This window comes from Janthinobacterium sp. GW822-FHT07H11, assembly GCF_058798615.1.
In genome coordinates, this window is record NZ_CM179507.1 from 5,518,458 (window position 1) to 5,538,097 (window position 19,640).

Consider the following 19,640-nt stretch of genomic DNA (forward strand, 5'->3'; position numbering starts at 1 on the left):
TCCTTTTTATTTGTGTTTGAGCATGGAGTTAAGCAGCCGTCCCAGGATGCCGACGAACAGCAGCGGCGGCAGCGCCAGCAGCACGGTGGAAGCGTTCACCACGCCCCACGGCACTTCCTGGCCCATCGAGGTAAACGCCGACGCCACCACGGGCAGGGTCATGCTTTTCGACGAGGTGAGCGCCAGCGCGATCATCAGTTCATTCCAGACCAGCACGAAGCTGAAGACGATGCCGCCCATCAGGGTCTTCGACGCTACCGGCAGGGCCACGTGCCAGAACACCTGGTAGGGGCCGTAGCCGTCCAGCGCGGCCGCTTCCTCGATCTCCTTGGGAATGCGGGCGAAGGCGGGAATCGACAGCCAGATGATGGTCGACAGGGTCACCAGCAGATACGTCACCACCATCGACAGGCGCGAGTCGTACAGGCCCAGGTCGATCCAGATCGAAATGAGCGGAATGGCGACGGCGACTGGCGGCAAGAAGCGCAGCGACAGCAGGAAGAACTGGATGTCCTTCTTGGCCGGGATCGGATAGCGGGCAATCGCATACGCGGCCGGCACGCCCAGCACGGCGCCCAACAGCACGGCCACGCCGACGATGGCCACGCTGTTGCCCAGTCCCGTCAGCACTTCCGGGCTGGCCAGCACCTGCTGGTAGTTGGCCAGGGTCGGGCTGAAGAAAAAGCGCGGCACGGGCGTGACGATGTCCATCAGCTCCTTGAAGGAATTGAGCACGGCCCACAGGATGGGGAACAGCGCCACCAGGACGATCAGCGTGGTGATGGCGGTGGTGGTCACGGCGCTTGCGCCGCGAGAGAGCGTCAGTTTTCCCATTTGGCGACCCGCTTCCAGAGTAAAGTAAAGATGACCGTCGTCGCCAGCATCATCAGCACGGCCATGCTGGAGGCATACGACACCTTGCCCATCAGGCCGATGCCCTGCGCATACGCATACATGTCCAGCGTTTCGGTGGAGATGCCGGGGCCGCCCTTGGTCATCACGTAGATCAGGTCGAACGAGCGCAGCGACTCGACCATCTTGATGAACACCAGGCTCATGATGGGCACCTTCAGCATCGGCAGCGCGATGTAGGCGTACACCTGCAGGGTGCTGGCGTAATCGAGGCGCGCCGCTTCCAGCGGTTCGCCCGGCAGGGTTTCGAGCAGCTTCAGGATGACGGCGCCGAAGAACAGGCCCCACTGCCAGATGTCGACCAGGGCCACCGCATACAGGGCCGTGGCGGGGTCCGACAGCAAGGCTGTGCCCCCCAGCCCCACGCATTCGAGCAGCCAGTTGAGGATGCCCATCAACGGCGAATACATGAACTTCCAGATGAAGGCGGCCGAGACGCGCGGCAGCAGCACGGGCACGATCAATAGCAGCGCGATGACGTCACGCGTGCGTCCCTTGACTTTCTCGAACAGGAACACGGCCAGCAGCACGCCGACAAGCAGCGAGCCGGCCACGGTGACGACTTCCCAGATGGCCGACACCTGCACCGCATTGAGGAAGCGGCGGTCGCCGAACAGGCGGATGAAATTGGCAAAGCCGACGTAGTCGCTGTCGCTGTAGCGCAGCACGCGGTTTTGCAGGGCCAGGTTGATGGCGGCGATGCTGGGCACCAGGCCCAGTACCAGCAGGACCAGCAACGGCAGCGTCAAAAAGACGGCCGGCAGCCAGGTGTGGCGTTTTTTACGGATGGTGTGCGGCATAAGGATCAGCTTTCAGGCTCGTTGGCGTAAATCCGGGGTCAGACCCGACGGGGGATTGCGCCCCAGTGGGGCGCAATCCGATCGCGAAGCGACCGACCCCGGCATTTCGCCGTTGGGGGTTGCAACGGTACTACCGCCTTATTTGCGTTTCTGCGCCCGCTGCATCACTTCCGTCGCATACTCGTTTGCCTCGTCGAGCGCGCCCTGCACGTCGCCGCGCGTGCCCGTAAACACCTCTTCGAGCACGACGCCCAGGTTGTCGCCGATGTCCGGCCACTCGGGGCTGGGCCAGATGGTGACGCGCGAGACGGGCGTGGTGTCCGTCAGGCCCGCCTGGATCTGCGGCTTGACGTGCTTGCGGAAGTAGTCGCTGGCGATGGTGCTGCTGCGGTTGTAGTCGCTGAAGACGTTGTCCTTCAGGCGCGCCTGTTCCTGCTCCTTGCCCGTGGCCCAGGCGATGAACTTGCCGGCCGCCTGGCGCGTGCACTCATCCTTCGCCCCCGTGGCGGAGATGGCCAGGCCGTGGCCATACGCGGCCGACGGCAGCGGTGACGGCGGGCGTACGTAGCCCACCTTGTCCACCACCGAGGATTTTTTCGGGTCTTCCATCCAGTCGGCGAATGGCGTCGACTCGATCATGAAGGCCACCTTGCCGGACCTGAATGCTTCGAGCGCATTGCTCCAGTCGTAGGTGGCGCCGCCCGGCGGCGAATACTTGAACAGTTCGCGGTACAAGGTGGTCGCCTTCACGGCCTGCGGCGAATTAAAGGTGGGCACGCCATTGTTTTCCCACTTGCCGCCGGCGGCCAGCATGAACGGCGCCCAGCGCCACACATTCATGCCCGAGCCGCGCTGGCCCCGTGCCGCCCAGCCGTACACGTTCGGCGGGCTGTTGAGTTTTTTCACGGCGGCGACCAGTTCGTCAAGCGTCTTCGGCACGGCGATGCCGGCCTTTTCCAGCAGGTCGCGGCGGTAAAACAGGAAATCGCTGCCGCCGATCAGGGGCGCGAAATACGCCACGCCCTTGTATGAGGCGACGGCGCGACGGCCCGGCAGGAAATCGTCGTAGTCGGCCTCCTTGGGCAGGTATTTGAGCAGGGGCACGACCCAGCCGGCCGTGGCGAATTCGGCCACGTTGGCTTCGTCGATGTAATAGATCTGGTAGGAGCCGGCCTTGGTGGAAGCGTCGAGCCTAGCCTTGGAGCGGCGGTCGTTTTCGCCGAAATAGCTGATTTGTACCTTGGTGCCGTTTTTCTTTTCATACTCGGCCAGGGTCTTTTCCATCACGGTCAGGCCCAGGCTTTTTTGCGCCAGCACCTTAAGCACGGGCACCGAGCAGCTTTGCGCCGAAGCGTCTGCAAACCCGGCGGACATGAGGGCGCCCCATGCAACAGCAGTCATGATTTTCATAACACGTCTCCATTTTTATAGTCCGGCGGTCTTCCACCGGTATGCCAACTATAAAAACAAAGGCTGCGCGCCACCACTACAAAAGGCGCGGGTTTCTAAATACTTTTTTTCAGCCATCCCTCACCTGCGGGCAGATCGTCGAGAGCCAAGATGTCCTCATTTTCTCGAGGACTCACACCTCAGGCAAGACACGCCGACAAGGTGCGCCGAGAAATTCTCGTATCGCTTTCGCTACGTTCTCAGGATCACGAAGCTCGCACTCCCACACGACCATGACATCCCATCCACATTGACGCAAGGCATCGACTGCTCGTGCATCGCGTAACTGATTGCCCCTCAATTTTGAGTCCCAAAAATCGATTCGTGACTTAGGCATGCGAGCCAAATCACAACCCTCATGCTGATGCCAAAAACATCCATGTACGAAGATGACTTTTTTCCTGCGAGGAAACGTCAAATCGGGAGATCCCGGCAGATTCTTGGCATGAATTCGATAGCGATATCCAGCTGCGAACACCAGCTTTCGAACCAACAGCTCTGGCCCGGTGTTTTTGCCTTTAACGCGTGCCATCACTCTGCTACGCGACAGCCGATCTATAGTGTCAACCACAATGCACCTCATGAAACCGTGCAAAAATAGTGTCATTCCTGGCATTTTCAATGGGTAGTTTGAGTCACAACAAATCAGCTCATTGAATACTGTACAAAAACACAGTAAAATGAGGCATGCGGAGAGATGGGCATTGAGCCATATGGCGCGCAGCTACCTCCTTCGGTTTGTTCCTCTTGTGTTCATTGCTTTATACTGCTGCACTACTTAAATGTATCCACACAGAAGTTGCTATACACACCATCGCATGCAGACAAGAGTGGCAGTTGCCACCCTGCAATGTCAGGTTACTATCAACCACATCGATTCAATCATGTACCGAAAAAGCAGCAGCGTTGCAGCCACCCCAAATGACCATGTATAACACGCCCGCCCTCTTAGTCCCGTCACACACACTAGTGAGAAATGCTCGTACCATTGAGTCAATTGAACTATTCGCAGGGGCGGGAGGACTGGCGCTTGGTTTTTCCAGCAATGATGTTCAGCATCGCGCAGTTGTCGAATGGAACAGCCATGCGTGCAATACCTTGCGCAATAACAAACTTCAGCAAGTGGAACCGATCAGTCATTGGCCAGATGTCATAGAAGGCGACGTACGTGATTTTAACTATACAAATCATATCAATATCGATCTAATTACCGGAGGTCCACCATGCCAACCTTTTTCCATGGGTGGGAAGCACGGCGGATTTCTCGACGAGAGAGATATGTTCCCGCAAGCGATACGTGCTGTCCGAGAAGCCCGGCCGCGCGCGTTTACCTTTGAAAATGTACAAGGTCTAAAACGTGCGGCATTCGCCGATTACTTCAACTACATCCTTCTGCAACTTGAATTTCCATCAAAAATTTCCAAAACGAAAGAGCTGTGGACAGAACACTTGGCAAGGCTGCAAACCTACAAGGCCAAGGGGGCGCCGAGCGAATATCATGTATATCACCGTCTGGTCAATGCAGCCAATTACGGTGTTCCGCAAAAGCGTATGCGCATCTTTTTCGTTGGTTTCAGGGCTGATGTTCACAAGCCTTGGGACTTTCCAGCAGAAACACATAGTAGTGATGCGCTGGTGCTGACAAAATGGGCAAACGGGAGCTACTGGGAACGTCACCGCGTCGCATCCAAGAAGCGTCCGCCGCGGCCCGAAGGCATAGATAAAAAGATCCAAAAAATTCTAGATGCTGATGACGGCGCAAACATGCTTGCCTGGCAAACCGTCAGAGACGCTATCTCAGATCTCCCCGACCCTGAGAGATCCTCCACAAAGGAATTGGAGTTGGCGCAAGCACATCGGTTTCAGCCGGGCGCAAGAGCTTACGCGGGGCATACAGGAAGCCCAATTGATGAACCAGCAAAGGCACTCAAGGCCGGTGACCATGGGGTTCCTGGAGGTGAAAATATGCTACGCCGCACTGACGGTTCAGTTAGGTATTTTACTGTCAGGGAGTCAGCACGTATTCAGACCTTCCCTGACAATTTCATATTTGAGGGGACATGGTCTGAGACCATGCGCCAACTAGGCAACGCCGTTCCTGTAAAGTTAGCGGCAGTAATGGCACGCGGCGTATGCGCACTTCTGCGAGAATAAAAGTGGATTCCAGCATGGCAGGAAGAGTGCATGAGATGCACCCAAAGCCCCTGCCCTTCCTCCATATTTTAAGGAATAAATCGGAATCAAAAAAATCGCGCCACTACTCTGAAGGGGGCATGACCTCGGCCGCTACCTGATCGAACAAAGCACCACCTTTTGCAGGAGTAAAGAAACGCTCCCGGTTAATCTGACGCATATCGGCCATGATCCGCTCAAAAATTTGATGGACATCTGTGTAAGGCGTATGTACTGACAAGTGAGCAGTAATTTGATCATTGATCACCTCGATCGATTTCTGGTTCTCAAAAGTTCTATCCGCCCATTCTCGTCCTGGATGCAGGGTATCCCATGGTGACCGCTTATTGACACGCGTATCGGAACTGTCTCCATGCTTCCCAAGACCAAAGCAGATCTTCGTCTCCGAGTTCCAGATCGGCTTGAAAAAGTTGATCAAATAATCTTCGGCCGATTTCTGATACCCGCTTTGCACAATCAAAAAACGACATTCAAAATCTTCAATTTTCAGTGTAGTAGTCGCTTTTCGAATACTGCGGGCATGTTCATTAAGTCGTGCCGATAACTTTGTTCCTTGAGTTACAGCATCCTTGGCACCTTGTCGATCAGGGTCAGCTTTTCCCACGTAGATAGGATGATCAGTATCTTTCAATGGTAAGTAAGGTGAAAAATCGCCTCGATAATAGATCGCATACACCCCGGCACCATAGAATTCAGGGATAGCCGCCAGCGAATGCCTTTCCTGCGCAACCATGGTCAAAGCCACTACCCTGCCAGCAGTGTTAGGATCGGAAGGATCGAAAATCGATTCCGGACGCCAAATGGGGTCCAACCTTTCCGTGGTCGCCTTGATCTCAGACACCGCCCGTTCTAGTTCCAAACGAATTTTTTTGACACTACGCGCATCAGTACCTGCGTCAACATTGGCTATTCGACTAGCTAAATCTTGCAATTCAACCAGCATAGTTTCGAGAGGTGGAACGACTTTTTTACTTGTGGCCATCTATTTCCTTACCCTATTCAGTATTTACGTTCACACTACGAAAACTGGCGAAAATCCCTGCGGTAGACATTCGTATCCTTGCCATCGGGCTGTCGGCGCGTAAAACGCTCGAAGCGCAGCCCCAGCTTGTTGAGCAGATTGATCGACGCCTGGTTCTGCAGCGAGGTGATGCCATACAGCGTGCGCAGGCGCAGCACTTGCTGCGCCTGCCGCACGATGGCCGCCGTCGCTTCCCAGGCATAGCCCTGGCCCCAATAGGCGGGACGCACGGCATAGCCGATATCGGGGCCGGGCAGGCTGTCGCGGCGCACCAGGCCGGCCATGCCCACGCACACGCCATCGCTGCGCCGTTCGACGATATACAGCGAATAGCCATGCTCGCGGAACTGCGCCATCGGCCCTGCTTCCAGCGCCGCGCGGGCCGCCTCCAGCGTGTGGATATTGCGCTGCCCGATGTTGGCGATCCACGACGGGTCGTTGACCAGCTCCATGTAGAAGGCCGCATCGTCCGGCGTGGCCGTGCGCAGGCGCAGACGGGACGTCTCGATCACGGTGACGGCGCCGCTCATGCCGGCCACTGCATCGGATCGGTGAGCAGCTGGTACATCACGTAAGCATCGACATACCCCAGGTGCGCGTGGCGGTAGGCCAGCGGCAGGGTGCCGATGACGCTAAAACCCAGCTTTTTCCACAGGGTGACGGCGGCCAGGTTGGTGCTGACGACGAAGTTGAACTGCATCGCCAGGTAGCCCGCGCGGCGCGCCTCGTCCATGCAGTGCACGCCCAGCAGGCGGCCCACGCCCACGCCCTGCGCGGCCGGATCGACCATGAACGAGGCATTGGCCACATGCGCGCCATGGCCCGGCTGGTTCGCCACCAGCTTGTACATGCCCAGCAGGCGCTCATTGCCCATGGTGGCGACGAAACTGCGCACGCCGGGGCCGAACCAGTAGTCATGGCATTGTTCGTGCGTGGTATCGGCCGGCAAGGTGTAGGTATCACCGCTGGCGACCAGGGTATGGAAGATGGACCACATAGCCTCGAAGTCGGATTCCTGGGCGGGGCGGATGTCAATTTCTTTCAAGGGGGGCTGCTCCGAAAATAAGGGGTAGGACGATGGCAGATTGTCGGGGATTTGCGGCGGCCCGTCCAGCACCGCACGCAAGCGCGCGTCAGCGCCCGAGGCGGAAATCGACGCGCTCCGGGCGCCCCGGCAGCGACAGGCGCGCGCCGGCCCGCGGCGCTTCGCTGACCACCTTCCCGCGGCGCAGCACCAGGCGCCGCGCCGCGCGCAGGCGCAGCGCTTCCACGGTACTGCCGCAATCGAGGATCAGCAAGTCCGCATGGCAGCCGGGCGCGATGCCATAACCGTCCAGGCCCAGGATGCGCGCCGGTGTTTCCGTCACGGCCAGGAAGCAGTCGTGCATGGCTTGCTGGCCCGTCATCTGCGCCACGTGCAGTCCCATGTGCGCCACTTCCAGCATGTCGCCCGAACCGAGGCTGTACCACGGGTCCATCACGCAGTCGTGACCGAAGGCGACGGGGATGCCGGCGGCCAGCATCTCGGGCACGCGCGTCATGCCGCGCCGCTTCGGATACGTGTCGTGGCGCGCCTGCAGGGTGATGTTGATGAGGGGGTTGGCAATGGCCGCCACGCCCGCCTCGCGGATCAGGGGCAGCAGCTTGCTCACATAATAATTGTCCATCGAATGCATGGAGGTCAGGTGCGAGCCCGTCACCCTGCCCTGCATGCCAAGGCGCTGGCTGTGGAAGGCCAGGGTTTCGATATGGCGCGACAGCGGGTCGTCCGATTCGTCGCAATGCATGTCGACCATCAGGCCACGCTCGCAGGCAAATTCGCACAGCAGGCGCACGGATTCGGCACCGTCGGCCATGGTGCGCTCGAAATGCGGGATGCCGCCCACCACGTCAACGCCCATGGCAATCGCGCGCTTTAAATTATCGAAGGCGCCGGGACTGCGCAGGATGCCGTCCTGCGGAAAGGCCACCAGCTGCAGGTCGAGATACGGCGCCACTTGCCGCTTGACGTCGAGCAGCGCTTCGACGGCCAGCAGGCGCGGGTCGCAGATATCCACGTGCGAGCGGATGGCCAGCAAGCCGCGCGCCACGGCCCAGTCGCAATACTGCAGGGCGCGCTCGACCAGCGCGTCCTGCGTCAGTTGCGGTTTCAGCTCGCCCCACAAGGCGATGCCTTCGAGCAGGGTGCCGGAGGCGTTGACGCGCGGCAAGCCGTAGCTGAGCGTGGCGTCCATGTGGAAGTGGGCGTCGACGAAGGGCGGCGTGACCAGATCGCCGGCGGCGTCGATCTCTTGCGCGCCCTGCACGGGCAGGGCGGGGCCGACGGCGGCAATGCGGCCATCCTCGATGGCGATATCGATGGCGCGGCGCCCGTCGGGCAGGCTGGCATTGCGGATGACTAGGTCCATGCGGACACTCCTTCGCTTGACGTCTGTATCGGGCGTTTCAGTTAGTTGTTATTTAATATACTTCTCACGGATGCTGCAGTGCAAGAAAGCAGCCACTCGCAAAAGCGTAGCCATAGATTCCCTGGCAACGCTTTGCGCGCGCACAAACTTCCCGCAAATGCTGCCAGGCGCATGAATACGACACACGCACGCCGCACGGCTTGAATAAAATAACTTTCAACCAACTCGAATCACCGCTAGAATATTCATATTGCGTTGCATCATAAAAAGTCTATGATCAGCTGTACAGCACGCTACCCACTTTACAAAACGCGGCCAACTCTGGTTTTCGGGATTTTGCAGAGCGTTTTGCCAGCATTTTAATCCGTACAAAGGAGTAAATATGTTTCCGCTTCCAGAACAATTTTCCAGTGCCGCCAAGTCGCAACTGGAAAACCAGTTGCAAATCTTCAGCCTTCTGACCAGCAAAGTCTTTGAAAGCGCCGAGAAGATCATCGCGCTGAACCTGAACGCCGGCAAGGCCGCCCTTTCGCACACGGCGGAAACGGCCCAGCACCTGCTCGTCACGCAAGACCCGCGCGACTTCTTCAGCTACAGCACCAGCCAGGCGCAGCCGAATATCGAAAGCGTGCTGGCTTATAGCCGACAGCTGTTCGGCATCGCCTCGAGCACCCAGGCCGAATTGCTGGCCTCGGCCAAGGCCCGCCTGGATGCTGCCGCGCCTGCTTCCACCACCACCACGACGACGCCCGCGCCAGTTGCCAAGCTGGCGCCAGCGCCAGCGCCGGCAACGCCGGCCCCGCTGCCGCTGGCCGCCAGCCTGCCGATCGCCGCCTCGGCGCCCGTGGCAGCCAAGGCCACGCCGGCCACGCCGGTGGAAAGCGTCAAGCCGGCCGCCAAACCGGCCGCCGTCCCCGCACCGGCGCCGGCCGTCAAGGCCGCCGTAGCCGACACCAAGCCAGTCGCCGCCAAGCCAGCCCCTGCGCCCGCACCTGTGGCCGCCCCGGTCAAGACCGCCCCGCCCGCAGCGGCGGCCAGCAAGCCGGTCGCGGCAGGCAAACCGGCGGCCAAGCCGGCCAGCGCTGCCGGCAGCAGCGTAGCCAAGGCCCCCGTCAAGGCCCCGGCCGCGCCGGCAGCCAGTCCGGCCGCCAAGGGCACGCCATCGAAACAGCTGGACATGCTGGGCGGCGGCAAAGGCCGCAAACGCAAATAAGCGACGGCGCTGCCCCTCGCGTGGAAAAACAACGGGCTACGGCCCGTTTTTTTACGTCCTCGTCCACAGCGGGGTTTCCTGCCTTGTTGTATCCTACGCGTACTTTCCGTCCGCGTGCCCTTCCTTCCGCCCCGCGACACCCCATTACTGCAAAACAAAAGGTAACCATGAGTTTATCGAGGCTCATCGCCGGCTTCGTGCGCCAGCATTGGCCCGCGTATGCCGCCGCCGCCGTCATGCTGACCGGCGTGGCAACACTGACCGTCTGGATTCCCCGCCGCGTGGGCGCCATCATCGACGCCCTAGCCGCGCACCGCATGACGGCTGCCGAACTGTGGCTTGAGCTGCTGACCCTGCTCGCCGTGGGCGTCGTCATCTACTTCCTGCGCGTGGGCTGGCGCATCACCCTGTTCAAGGCCGCCTACCAGCTGGGCGTGATGCTGCGCACGCGCTTCTACACGCGCATGTCGCAGCAGGGCGCCGCGTTTTACCAGAACCAGCGCACGGGCGACCTGATGGCGCTGGCGACCAACGACATCGACGCCATCGAAATGGCAGCCGGCGAAGCCATGCTGGCCGGCTTCGACGGCACCTTGACCCTGCTGATGGTGCTCGGCATCATGCTGCTGGGCGTGGACTGGCGCCTGGCCTGCATCGCCCTGCTGCCGTTCCCGCTGATGGGCCTGGCCTTCTGGCGCATCTCCAGCCATATCCACACGGCGTCGACGGATTCGCTGCAACGCTTTTCCGCGCTGAACGACCATGTGCAAGAGTCCTTGTCGGGCGTGCGCACCCTGCGCGCGCTGGGCCTGGAAGAGCGCAGCAGCCAGCAGTTTTCCACCCTGGCCGGCCACGCGGCCAACGCCAGCCTGACGGCGCAGCGCTGGGAAGCGGCGTACGAACCGGCCGTCGGCCTGACCCTGACGGCCGCCACGGCGCTGACCCTGGGCCTGGGCGGCTACCTCGTGTGGCAAGACCAGTTGACCATCGGCGCGCTGACGAGCTTTTCCATGTACCTGGGCCAGCTGATCTGGCCCATGTTCGCCGCCGGCTGGGTGCTCTCATTGATCGAACGGGGCCGCGCCGCCTGGCAGCGCTTGCAGCCCATGCTCGATGCGCCGCTGGCCATCGACGACCACGGCACGATCGCCACGCTGACGCCCGGCCCCCTGCAATTGCAGGACGTCGGTTTTGCGTATGCGGGCCAGACGGTGCCCGCGCTGTCCGGCATCGCGCTGCGCTTGCTGCCGGGCCAGACCCTGGGTTTAGTGGGTCCCACGGGCAGCGGCAAGTCGACCCTGCTGCGCGTGCTGCTGCGCCAAGTCACGCCGCAATCGGGCACGGCCACGTGGAATGGCCAGCCGCTGGACGCCTACACCTTACACGCGCTGCGCGCGGCCATCAGCTGGGTGCCGCAGGAGTCGTTTTTATTCTCCGCCAGCATCGCCGACAACATCGCCCTGGCCCGCCCCGGCGCCACGCGCGAGGAAGTGGAGCGGGCGGCGCAGCTGGCCGACATCCACGCCGACATCTTGCAGTTCCCGGACGGTTATCAAACGCATGTGGGCGAAAAAGGCATCACCCTGTCCGGCGGCCAGCGCCAGCGCGTGGCGATTGCCCGCGCCCTCCTGGCCGACAACGGCCTGCTGCTATTGGACGATGCGCTGTCCGCCGTGGACACCGGCACGGAAACGCGCATCCTGCAGCACCTGGAGGAATTGCGCCGCAAGCGCCCCGAGCGCAGCGCCATCATCGCCAGCCACCGCCTGAGCGCCGTCGTCAATGCGGACCTGATCCTCGTGCTGCGCGATGGCCACGTGACGGAAACGGGCAACCACGACGCGCTGATGCAGCGCGACGGCTGGTACGCCAGCCAGTGGCGCTATCAACAACTGGAGGCCAGCCTCGATGCCATCTAAGAACGACCAAGCCACCAGCGCCACGCCATCCGTGCGCCGCCAGGCCGTGCAGGCGATCGGCCTGCTGCGCCGCGCCGCCGCGCCCGACCTGCGCCATTTGTACTGGGCCACGTTCTGGCTGATCCTCGCCGCCGCCCTGGAAGTCACGGGTCCCATTTTAGGCAAGGCCCTGATCGACCAGCACCTGCTGCCGCGCCACCTGGACTGGACGCGCATGTCCCTGCTGCTGGGCGGCTGCCTGCTGACCGGCTGGATCGCTTCCGGCCTGCGCTACTTGCAGCTGGTGCGCCTGTCCGGCCTGGCCATGCGCTCGGTGCAGCGCCTGCGGGAAACCGTGTATCAGCACGTGCTGCGCCTGCCGATGGCCTTCTTCGACCGCGCCATCACGGGGCAGCTGGTCAGCCGCGTCACCAACGACACGGAGGCGGTGAAATCGCTGTACGTGCAGGTGCTGTTCGTCATCCTCGACAGCTCCATCGTCCTCGTCGGCACCATGGCCGCCATGGCCTTCCTCGACTGGCGTTTGATGCTGATCGTGCTGGCGCTGCTGCCGGCCGTGCTGCTCATCGTCTTTTTGTACCAGCGCTGGAGCGCGCCGGCCGTCACGCGGGCGCGCGCGCTGCGCAGCGAAATCAACGGCCAGATCGCCGAATCGATAGGCGGCATGAGCGTGCTGCAGGCGAATAACGCGGAAAAGCGCTTCGGCGCGCGCTTCACGGGCATCAACCAGGACCACTACACGGCGCGCATGCAGGAATTGCGCGCCAACGCCTGGCTGCTGCGCCCCGCGCTCGACATGCTCAACATCGTGCTGCTGGCCGTCGTCATCGTCAGCTTCGGCCGGCGCGAGCTGGGCGCCGTGGAAGTGGGCGTGCTGTATGCGTTCATCAGCTACATCGCGCGCGTGATCGAACCCTTGATCCAGATCACCATGCAATTCAGCCAATTGCAGCAATCGGTGGTGGCCACGGCGCGCGTCTCGGCCCTGCTCGACGAAGCGCAGGCGCTCGAGCACGCGCAGGGACGGGAAACACCGGCCCTGCGGCAGGCAAAAGCGGGCAGCGACGCGCCCGCCGTCGACATCGAACGCCTGACCTTCGCCTACGTGGAAAACCAGCCCGTGCTGCACGAGTTGTCGCTGCAGATCCCGCAGGGCGCGTTTTTCGGCATCGTCGGCCACACGGGCAGCGGCAAGTCGACCCTGCTCTCGCTGCTGCTGCGCTTTTACCCCGTCACGCAGGGCAGCATCGCCATCAACGGCGTCGCCCTCGACAGCATCGACAACGAGCAGTTCCGCGCCGACGTGGGCCTGGTGCCGCAAGATCCCTTCCTGCTGGCCGCCTCGGCGCGCGAAAACATCGACATGGGCCGCGGCTACACGCAGCAGCAGATCGAGACGGCCGCGCGCGCCGCGCATGCGCACGACTTCATCGCCGCGCTCGAGCACGGCTACGACACGCCGCTGGGCGAAGGCGGCTCGCGCCTGTCGTCGGGGCAAAAGCAGCTGATCGCGATTGCCCGCGCGCTGGCCGGCGAGCCGCGCATTTTGCTGCTCGACGAAGCAACGTCGCGCATCGATAGCCAGACGGAGCAGATCGTGCAGACGGCCCTCAACGAATTGCGCGGCAAGGTGACCATCATCGCCATCGCCCACCGCCTGTCGACCATCCGCGAGGCGGACCGCATCATCGTACTCAACCACGGCCGCATCACGGAAGCGGGTCCGCACGACGCCCTGATGCAGATCGACGGCGGCCTGTACCAGCGCCTGTACCTGCTGCAGCAACTGGCAGTTTGATAGGCAGGGGGCGCCGTTGCATGGCGCCACTTTTTTTCTGTACGGCATTAAAAATGCCGTACAGACGGGAGTATATTCATCTGGCGGGCAGCGCCGACGGCCCCAACCACACTTCCGGGGGGTACCATGCGCAGCAAACTGTCGATCAAGAATATCTTCACCGCCATTTTTCTGCTCAGCCTGGCGCTCTCCGTCATCAGCCTGTGGGCGCTGTTCCGGGTGGCGGGCAAGCAGGCCGAGGCTAACCGCGTCACGGAAACGCGCTACCAGTCCTACCTGCTGGCAGACGAACTGCGGCAAAGCTCGGACGACCTGACCCGTCTGGCCCGCACCTATGTCGTCACGGGCGACGCCCGGTACGAACAACAATACCTGGACATCCTCGACATCCGCAACGGCAAGAAGCCGCGTCCCGCCCACTACGAGCGCATCTACTGGGACTTCGTGGCGGCAGGCGTGCCCGTGCCCGCGTCGACGGGGCCCGCCGTGCCGCTGGCCGAGCTGATGCGCAAGGCCGGCTTCAGCGAGCAGGAATTCGCCAAGCTGCGCGAAGCGCAAGCCAATTCGGACGGCCTGGTCAAGACCGAGGTGATCGCCATGAACGCCGTCAAGGGCCGCTTCGACGACGGCAGCGGCAACTTCACCAAAACCGGGCCGCCGGACCTGGAAATGGCGCGCGCCATCATGCACGACGCCCAATACCACAGCAACAAGGCGAAGATCATGCAGCCGGTGAATGAATTCCTCACGCTGCTCGATCAGCGCACGAGCGCCGCCGTGCAGACGGCGATGAGCGGCACCATGGCCGCCTACTCCGTCACGGTCGGCGTGCTGCTGGTGTCGGTCATGGTCTCTCTGCTGTGCCTGTTCCTCGTGTACCGCCACATCAAGCGCAGCCTGGACCAGGCGATCGCCACGGCGCAGCTGATCGCCGGCGGCGACCTGAGCATCGACGCCGTCATCGAACGGGCCGACGAAATCGGCGTGCTGCTGCACGCGATGAACACGATTAACGCCAACCTGACGGGGCTGATCGGCGACATCCGCAGCAGCACCGGCGAAATGTCGGTGGCCACGCACGAAATCGCGCTGGGCAATGCCGACCTGTCGGCGCGTACTGAAGCGCAAGCCAGTTCCCTCGAAGAGACGGCCAGTTCGATGGAAACGCTGACGGCGACGGTGCGGCAAAACGCCAGCAACGCGGGCGAGGCGAACCAGCTGGCCGCCACCGCCTCGGCCGTCGCCGTGCAGGGCGGCGCCGTCGTCGCCCAGGTGGTCAGCACGATGGGGGCCATCAAGGAAAGCTCCAGCCAGATCGCCGACATCATCGGCGTCATCGACGGCATCGCCTTCCAGACCAATATCCTGGCCCTGAACGCGGCCGTGGAGGCGGCGCGGGCCGGGGAACAGGGGCGCGGCTTCGCCGTCGTCGCCAGCGAGGTGCGCAACCTGGCCCACCGCAGCGCGGCCGCCGCCAAGGAAATCAAGACGCTGATCGGCGCGTCCGTGGAGCGCGTCGATGCCGGCAGCAAGCTCGTCGACGAGGCGGGGCGCACCATGGCGCTGGTGGTGGACTCCATCCAGAAGGTGGCCGCCATCATGAGCGAGATCACCAGCGCCAGCCACGAGCAGAGCGCGGGCATCACCGAGGTCAACCAGGCGGTCACGCAGATGGACAACATCACGCAGCAGAACGCGGCCCTGGTCGAACAGGCGGCAGCGGCCGCCGAAAGCCTGCAGGAACAGGCGCAGGCCCTGATCACGGCCGTCGCCATCTTCCGCCTGAAGGGCAGCCCGCCGGCCACCTCGGCCCTGTCCCTGCGCTGACGCGCAGCCAAAGTGTGCACTTTCGTAAAATTCTGCACCGGCCGTGATATTTCTTGATTGCAACAGAATATAATCTTTGCAGACAAGCTTGGTTATTGCGGGGGCGGTACGTTGGCAGGCAGACAGAAACGGGCATCATGGCGGAGAGCACACTGGCTGCTGGCATTGGCCTGCCTGTCGCCGCTTGCCGCCAGCGCCCAGGAGGACTTGCTGCGGCACATAGCCGACGTGCGCGAAGACGGCCGCTTCGTGCCCGAGCGCGCCCTGGCCCGCCTGCAAGAGGTGGAAACGGAAGCGCGCGCCGCGCCGCTGGCCGTGCGCGCCGAATTCCTCACCCAGCTGAGCAATGCACGCATGCGCCTGGGGCAGAACGACGTCGCCATGCAGCTGGCCGAGGAACTGATCGCCTACGCGCGCATGAACAACAATGACGTGGCGCTGGCCAAGGGCATGCTCAGCAAGGCCTACATCACGTTTGCCATGAATGAGCGCCGCGCCTCGCACTTGCTGGCGTTCGAGGCGGAAAAGATCGCCAACCGGACGGATGACCTGCCCGTACGCGTGCAGGCGACCATCAGCGCGGGCCAGTCATGGGCCGAGGAAGGCAATTTCCCGTTCGCCCTGGCCAAGCTGCAAGCGGCCGTCGACCTGGCCCGCCTCAGCGATTCTCCCTCCAACCTGGCCGCCGCCCTGAATGCGCTCACCTTGCTGTACACGCAGATGCGCGAATACGACAAGGGATTCCAGGTACTCGAGGAATTGCTGGCCGTCTCGGGCACCCTGGAATCGCCGGGCCGCATGGCGCAGGCAAAAAATACGGAATACGGCCTGGCACTCGATGCGCAGCAGCCCCAGCGGGGCCAGCGCGCGTTGCTCGATGCGCTGGCGCTGGAACGCAAGCTGGGCGCCAGGGGCATGGTGGCCACCACCCTGGTCAATCTGTCGGACAGCTATCTGAAACAGGGCGACCATGTGCAGGCGCTGCGCTACGCGAATGAAGCGATCGCGGCGGCGCGCCTGATCAACAACGAGCAGGTCGAGGCGACGGCGCGGCTGAACATCGGCCAGGCGCTGATCGGTCTCGGACGCGTACTGGAAGGCAAGCAAAGCGTGGAGACGGGCCTCGTGTACTACGAGCGCACGGCCAACCAGCCGGATATGCAGGCCGTGCTGCTGGAATACGGCATGGCGCTGGAAAAGGCGGGCGACATGCGCGGCGCCGTGACGGCATACCACCGCGAGCGCGGTATTTCCAACCAGCTGTTCGAGAAGCAGCGGCAAAAATCCGTGTATGAATTGCAAGAAAAATATGAGGCGGAAAAGAAGCAGCGCCAGATCGAGCTGCTGAGCCGCGAAAATCAGCTCAAGAGCACCGAGATCGACAACCGGCGCCTGCAGCAGCGCGTCTGGTGGCTGCTGGCGCTGGTGCTGGCCATGGCGTCCGTCATCGTCGGCATGCTGTACCGCAAGGTGCGCCATGCGAATGTCCAGCTGAAGGTAAAGAACCAGGAGCTCAAGCGCCAGAGCGCGCGCGACCCGCTGACGGCCCTGTATAACCGCCGCCACTTCCAGGAATTCATGCGCAGCCACGCGGGCAGGCCGCTGTCGCCGCATGCGGGCAACGAGGTGGGCGCGCTGTTCCTGCTCGATGTCGACCATTTCAAGCATATCAACGACCGCTACGGCCATGCGGCGGGCGACCTGGTGCTGACGACGATCGCCGAAACGCTGCATGAGGTGCTGCGCGAAACGGACATGATCGTGCGCTGGGGCGGCGAGGAATTCCTCGCCTTCCTGCCATCCGTCGCGCGCGACGGGCTCGACGATATCGCGCTGCGCATCCTCAACGGCGTGGCCGCGCAAGCCATCCACTACCAGGGACAGGCCATCACCGTGCATGTTTCCGTGGGTTATGCACCATATCCGCTGGCACCGCTGGGCCAGCCGCTGCCATGGGAACGCAGCGTCAACCTGATCGACATGGCGCTATACCTGGCCAAGGCGCACGGACGCAACCGCGCGTATGGCTTGCGCGGCTTTCATCATGTGGAACGCACTAGCCTGGAAGCGGTCGAGCAAGACCTGGAACGGGCATGGCGCGACGGTTATGTCGACCTGAGCGTGGTGCTGGGCGGGATGGAAGCAAGGAATACGGCGGAAACGGCAGCCGATCGCGCAGCCGGTGCGGCTGGCGGCACGGATGCGTGCAGTACGACCGCTGCCGGCTAGGAAACGGCACTGGCGGCAGCGGGGCCAGGCTGGCGGGACCAGCCTGCGCGGACATTACTTGTGTGCGGCGTCCTGCATCTTTTCGCCCGCTTTTTCCACTTTTTTACCGACCGCATCGGCCGCTTCGCTCATTTTCTTGTCGGCGTCGGCGGCGACCTGGTCGATCTTGGCGCCCGTTTCGGAAGCGGCCTGGCTCATGGTGGCATCGGCCTTGGCGGCAGCGGCCTTGATGTCGGCTTCAGCCTTGGCTGCAGCGGCATCGATCTTCTGGCCAGCTTGCTCCGCAGGGCCGGCGGCGACATCTTCCTTCTTCTGGCAGGCAGCCAGTGCCACGACGATCAGGCCGGCGGCGCACACGGTCATCCAATTTTTGCTTACTTTCATGATATTCCCTTTCATTGTTATCAAAACAAACAGATCAGTCTTCAATATACACGGGGAAATTCTTTTCTAGCGTTCGCTAACGCACATAAAAACACGGTTTTGTAGCGTATTTGTAAGCAATGGTATCTTGGCATTTTCACAGTCAAGCCCCTTTCCGCCGCATGGCGCCGCTCACGGCGCCTGGTAGCCGTCGGTCAAGGTTTTCAGGAACACGATCACGTCGGCAATCTCCTTCTCGTTCATGGCCGGAGGCTGGCCCGGCTGGCGGTCGAACGGCGCGTCCACGTTGACATTGGCTGCCATGCCGGGTGGCAAATCGTCGTATTTGCGCACCTTGCCGCTGTTATCTCTCGGATACCATTTTTGCGGCGCCGTATCGCGCTGTACGTAAAAACGCAGCACCTGTTCCAGGCTGTCAAAGCTGCCATTGTGAAAGAACACCTTGCGCACGGCGACATTGCGCAAGGAAGGGGTCTTGAAGCTGCCGCAGTACTCCTTGTGCTGCATCAAGTCGGTGCGGTCCGGGCCGCACAGTCCCAGGTCAAAGAATGCCGGGTCCGCATTCGCCGGCAGCCTGCCATTGCGCGGCACGCCGATATTGATCAAGCCGTAATCGGTAAATTGCGGGAAGGCGCCGCCGGGCGCGATCCGGCTGATATGGCAGGACGCGCAATTGCCCTTGCGCTCATCGTTGAACAGGGCCAGGCCGCGCGCTTCCTGCGGCGTCAGGCTGACCTGCTTGCGCAGGAAGGCGTCGTACTTGCTCGTGTACGGATAGAAATCCGACGGGCTTTCCTGGAACACTTCCAGCGACATCAGCGCCCAGCGCAGCGCCTGGCCCGGCTGTTCAAAGATATCGGCGCCATACGTCCGGCGAAACTGCCCCGCCAGGGGGCCGGCCCGCAGTCTGGCGACGACGGCGGCCGCATCGCGGTTGCCCATCTCGCGCTTTGACAGCAATGGCGCCAGCGCCTGCTCGTGGCCGGACGGGGCGCGGCCATCCCAGTTGCGCCCGCCCGTGGGGCCCGCGTCGACGCTGTCGTCGCCATCGTCGTCGTGATAGTGCTCGGTAAAGGCCGGTGCGGTCTGCAGGTAGCGCAGCGACGGCGCCGCGCGCGTGCCCGCGTCCTGCAATTGCGGGCCGCCCAGCTGCACCGCCAGCCCGTTCGGCGGGCCGTAGGCATGTTCGGGACTGTGGCAGCTGGCGCACGACAGCTTCCCGGACACGGACAGGCTGGGCTCGAAAAACATGGCGCGACCCATGGCCGTCATTGCCGCCACGGAAGGCTGGCGTGGCAGGGTGGGCGCGTAGGCACCGGACAGATAAGCGGGCTTGGCCGCGGCTTCCTTTTGCGCTGCCGGATGGCAGGCGACCAGCAGGCCGGCGGCTACACAGGCGAGCAGCAGTGAGGGGTTCGTTTTCATCATGGGCTGGCAGCCTAGCAAGGGCATGTGACGGCTGCGTGACAAGACCCTGCGCAACGTCA

General features: G+C 62.3%; 16 protein-coding genes. 6 read left to right on the forward strand and 10 right to left on the reverse strand.

The window, feature by feature from the left end; genetic code table 11:
- Window positions 1-6: 6 nt before the first annotated feature.
- The 4 genes from AC3RCJ_RS24365 to AC3RCJ_RS24380 form a co-directional block, all read right to left on the reverse strand.
- Entirely contained in the window at window positions 7-834 is an 828-nt protein-coding gene (locus tag AC3RCJ_RS24365) for a carbohydrate ABC transporter permease (RefSeq protein ID WP_492963493.1), read from the reverse strand.
- Window positions 822-1,712: a carbohydrate ABC transporter permease gene (locus AC3RCJ_RS24370; RefSeq protein WP_492963491.1), complete on the reverse strand. Its 891-nt coding sequence runs from the start codon at window positions 1,710-1,712 to the stop codon at window positions 822-824. Before AC3RCJ_RS24370 ends, AC3RCJ_RS24365 begins: the two co-directional genes overlap by 13 nt.
- 138 nt (window positions 1,713-1,850) lie before the next feature.
- A complete protein-coding gene (locus AC3RCJ_RS24375; RefSeq protein ID WP_492963489.1) occupies window positions 1,851-3,122 on the reverse strand; it encodes an ABC transporter substrate-binding protein in 1,272 nt (423 codons plus the stop codon).
- A gap of 172 nt (window positions 3,123-3,294) precedes the next feature.
- On the reverse strand, window positions 3,295-3,777 hold the full coding sequence (locus AC3RCJ_RS24380) for a very short patch repair endonuclease (protein WP_492965247.1): 483 nt from the start codon (window positions 3,775-3,777) through the stop codon (window positions 3,295-3,297).
- A 305-nt stretch (window positions 3,778-4,082) separates the two neighbouring features.
- Between AC3RCJ_RS24380 and AC3RCJ_RS24385 the strand changes: the two genes are divergently transcribed.
- The gene (locus AC3RCJ_RS24385) at window positions 4,083-5,315 is read left to right on the forward strand and encodes a DNA cytosine methyltransferase (protein WP_492963487.1); all 1,233 of its coding nucleotides are present in this window, start codon (window positions 4,083-4,085) and stop codon (window positions 5,313-5,315) included.
- A 103-nt stretch (window positions 5,316-5,418) separates the two neighbouring features.
- Here AC3RCJ_RS24385 and AC3RCJ_RS24390 read toward each other — a convergent pair whose 3' ends face one another.
- From AC3RCJ_RS24390 to AC3RCJ_RS24405, 4 genes are all read right to left on the reverse strand, one after another.
- Window positions 5,419-6,336 (reverse strand): Eco29kI family restriction endonuclease, encoded by a 918-nt coding sequence (locus tag AC3RCJ_RS24390; RefSeq protein ID WP_492963485.1) that lies wholly within the window; start codon window positions 6,334-6,336, stop codon window positions 5,419-5,421.
- Between the two features lie 35 nt (window positions 6,337-6,371).
- On the reverse strand, window positions 6,372-6,905 hold the full coding sequence (locus AC3RCJ_RS24395; RefSeq protein WP_492963483.1) for a GNAT family N-acetyltransferase: 534 nt from the start codon (window positions 6,903-6,905) through the stop codon (window positions 6,372-6,374).
- Entirely contained in the window at window positions 6,902-7,420 is a 519-nt protein-coding gene (locus AC3RCJ_RS24400; protein ID WP_492963481.1) for a GNAT family N-acetyltransferase, read from the reverse strand. The genes AC3RCJ_RS24395 and AC3RCJ_RS24400 overlap by 4 nt, the downstream gene beginning before the upstream one ends.
- Before the next feature lie 88 nt (window positions 7,421-7,508).
- The gene (locus AC3RCJ_RS24405; protein ID WP_492963479.1) at window positions 7,509-8,783 is read right to left on the reverse strand and encodes an amidohydrolase family protein; all 1,275 of its coding nucleotides are present in this window, start codon (window positions 8,781-8,783) and stop codon (window positions 7,509-7,511) included.
- Window positions 8,784-9,165: 382 nt separating this feature from the next.
- On the opposite strand from AC3RCJ_RS24405, the gene AC3RCJ_RS24410 reads away from it, so the two are divergent.
- From AC3RCJ_RS24410 to AC3RCJ_RS24430, 5 genes are all read left to right on the forward strand, one after another.
- Window positions 9,166-9,996, forward strand: coding sequence for a phasin family protein (locus tag AC3RCJ_RS24410; RefSeq protein ID WP_492963477.1), 831 nt, complete (start codon window positions 9,166-9,168; stop codon window positions 9,994-9,996).
- A gap of 167 nt (window positions 9,997-10,163) precedes the next feature.
- A complete protein-coding gene (locus tag AC3RCJ_RS24415; RefSeq protein WP_492963475.1) occupies window positions 10,164-11,915 on the forward strand; it encodes an ABC transporter ATP-binding protein in 1,752 nt (583 codons plus the stop codon).
- Entirely contained in the window at window positions 11,905-13,713 is a 1,809-nt protein-coding gene (locus AC3RCJ_RS24420; protein WP_492963473.1) for an ABC transporter ATP-binding protein, read from the forward strand. Before AC3RCJ_RS24415 ends, AC3RCJ_RS24420 begins: the two co-directional genes overlap by 11 nt.
- A 126-nt stretch (window positions 13,714-13,839) precedes the next feature.
- On the forward strand, window positions 13,840-15,540 hold the full coding sequence (locus AC3RCJ_RS24425; protein ID WP_492963471.1) for a methyl-accepting chemotaxis protein: 1,701 nt from the start codon (window positions 13,840-13,842) through the stop codon (window positions 15,538-15,540).
- A 381-nt stretch (window positions 15,541-15,921) separates the two neighbouring features.
- Complete coding sequence (locus AC3RCJ_RS24430) at window positions 15,922-17,769, forward strand: GGDEF domain-containing protein (protein WP_492965803.1); 1,848 nt, start codon at window positions 15,922-15,924, stop codon at window positions 17,767-17,769.
- 54 nt (window positions 17,770-17,823) lie between these two features.
- Here AC3RCJ_RS24430 and AC3RCJ_RS24435 read toward each other — a convergent pair whose 3' ends face one another.
- Both AC3RCJ_RS24435 and AC3RCJ_RS24440 read right to left on the reverse strand, forming a co-directional pair.
- Window positions 17,824-18,153, reverse strand: a complete 330-nt coding sequence (locus AC3RCJ_RS24435; protein WP_492963468.1) for a hypothetical protein — start codon at window positions 18,151-18,153, stop codon at window positions 17,824-17,826.
- Window positions 18,154-18,324: 171 nt separating this feature from the next.
- Entirely contained in the window at window positions 18,325-19,581 is a 1,257-nt protein-coding gene (locus tag AC3RCJ_RS24440) for a cytochrome-c peroxidase (protein WP_492963467.1), read from the reverse strand.
- Window positions 19,582-19,640 lie beyond the last annotated feature (59 nt).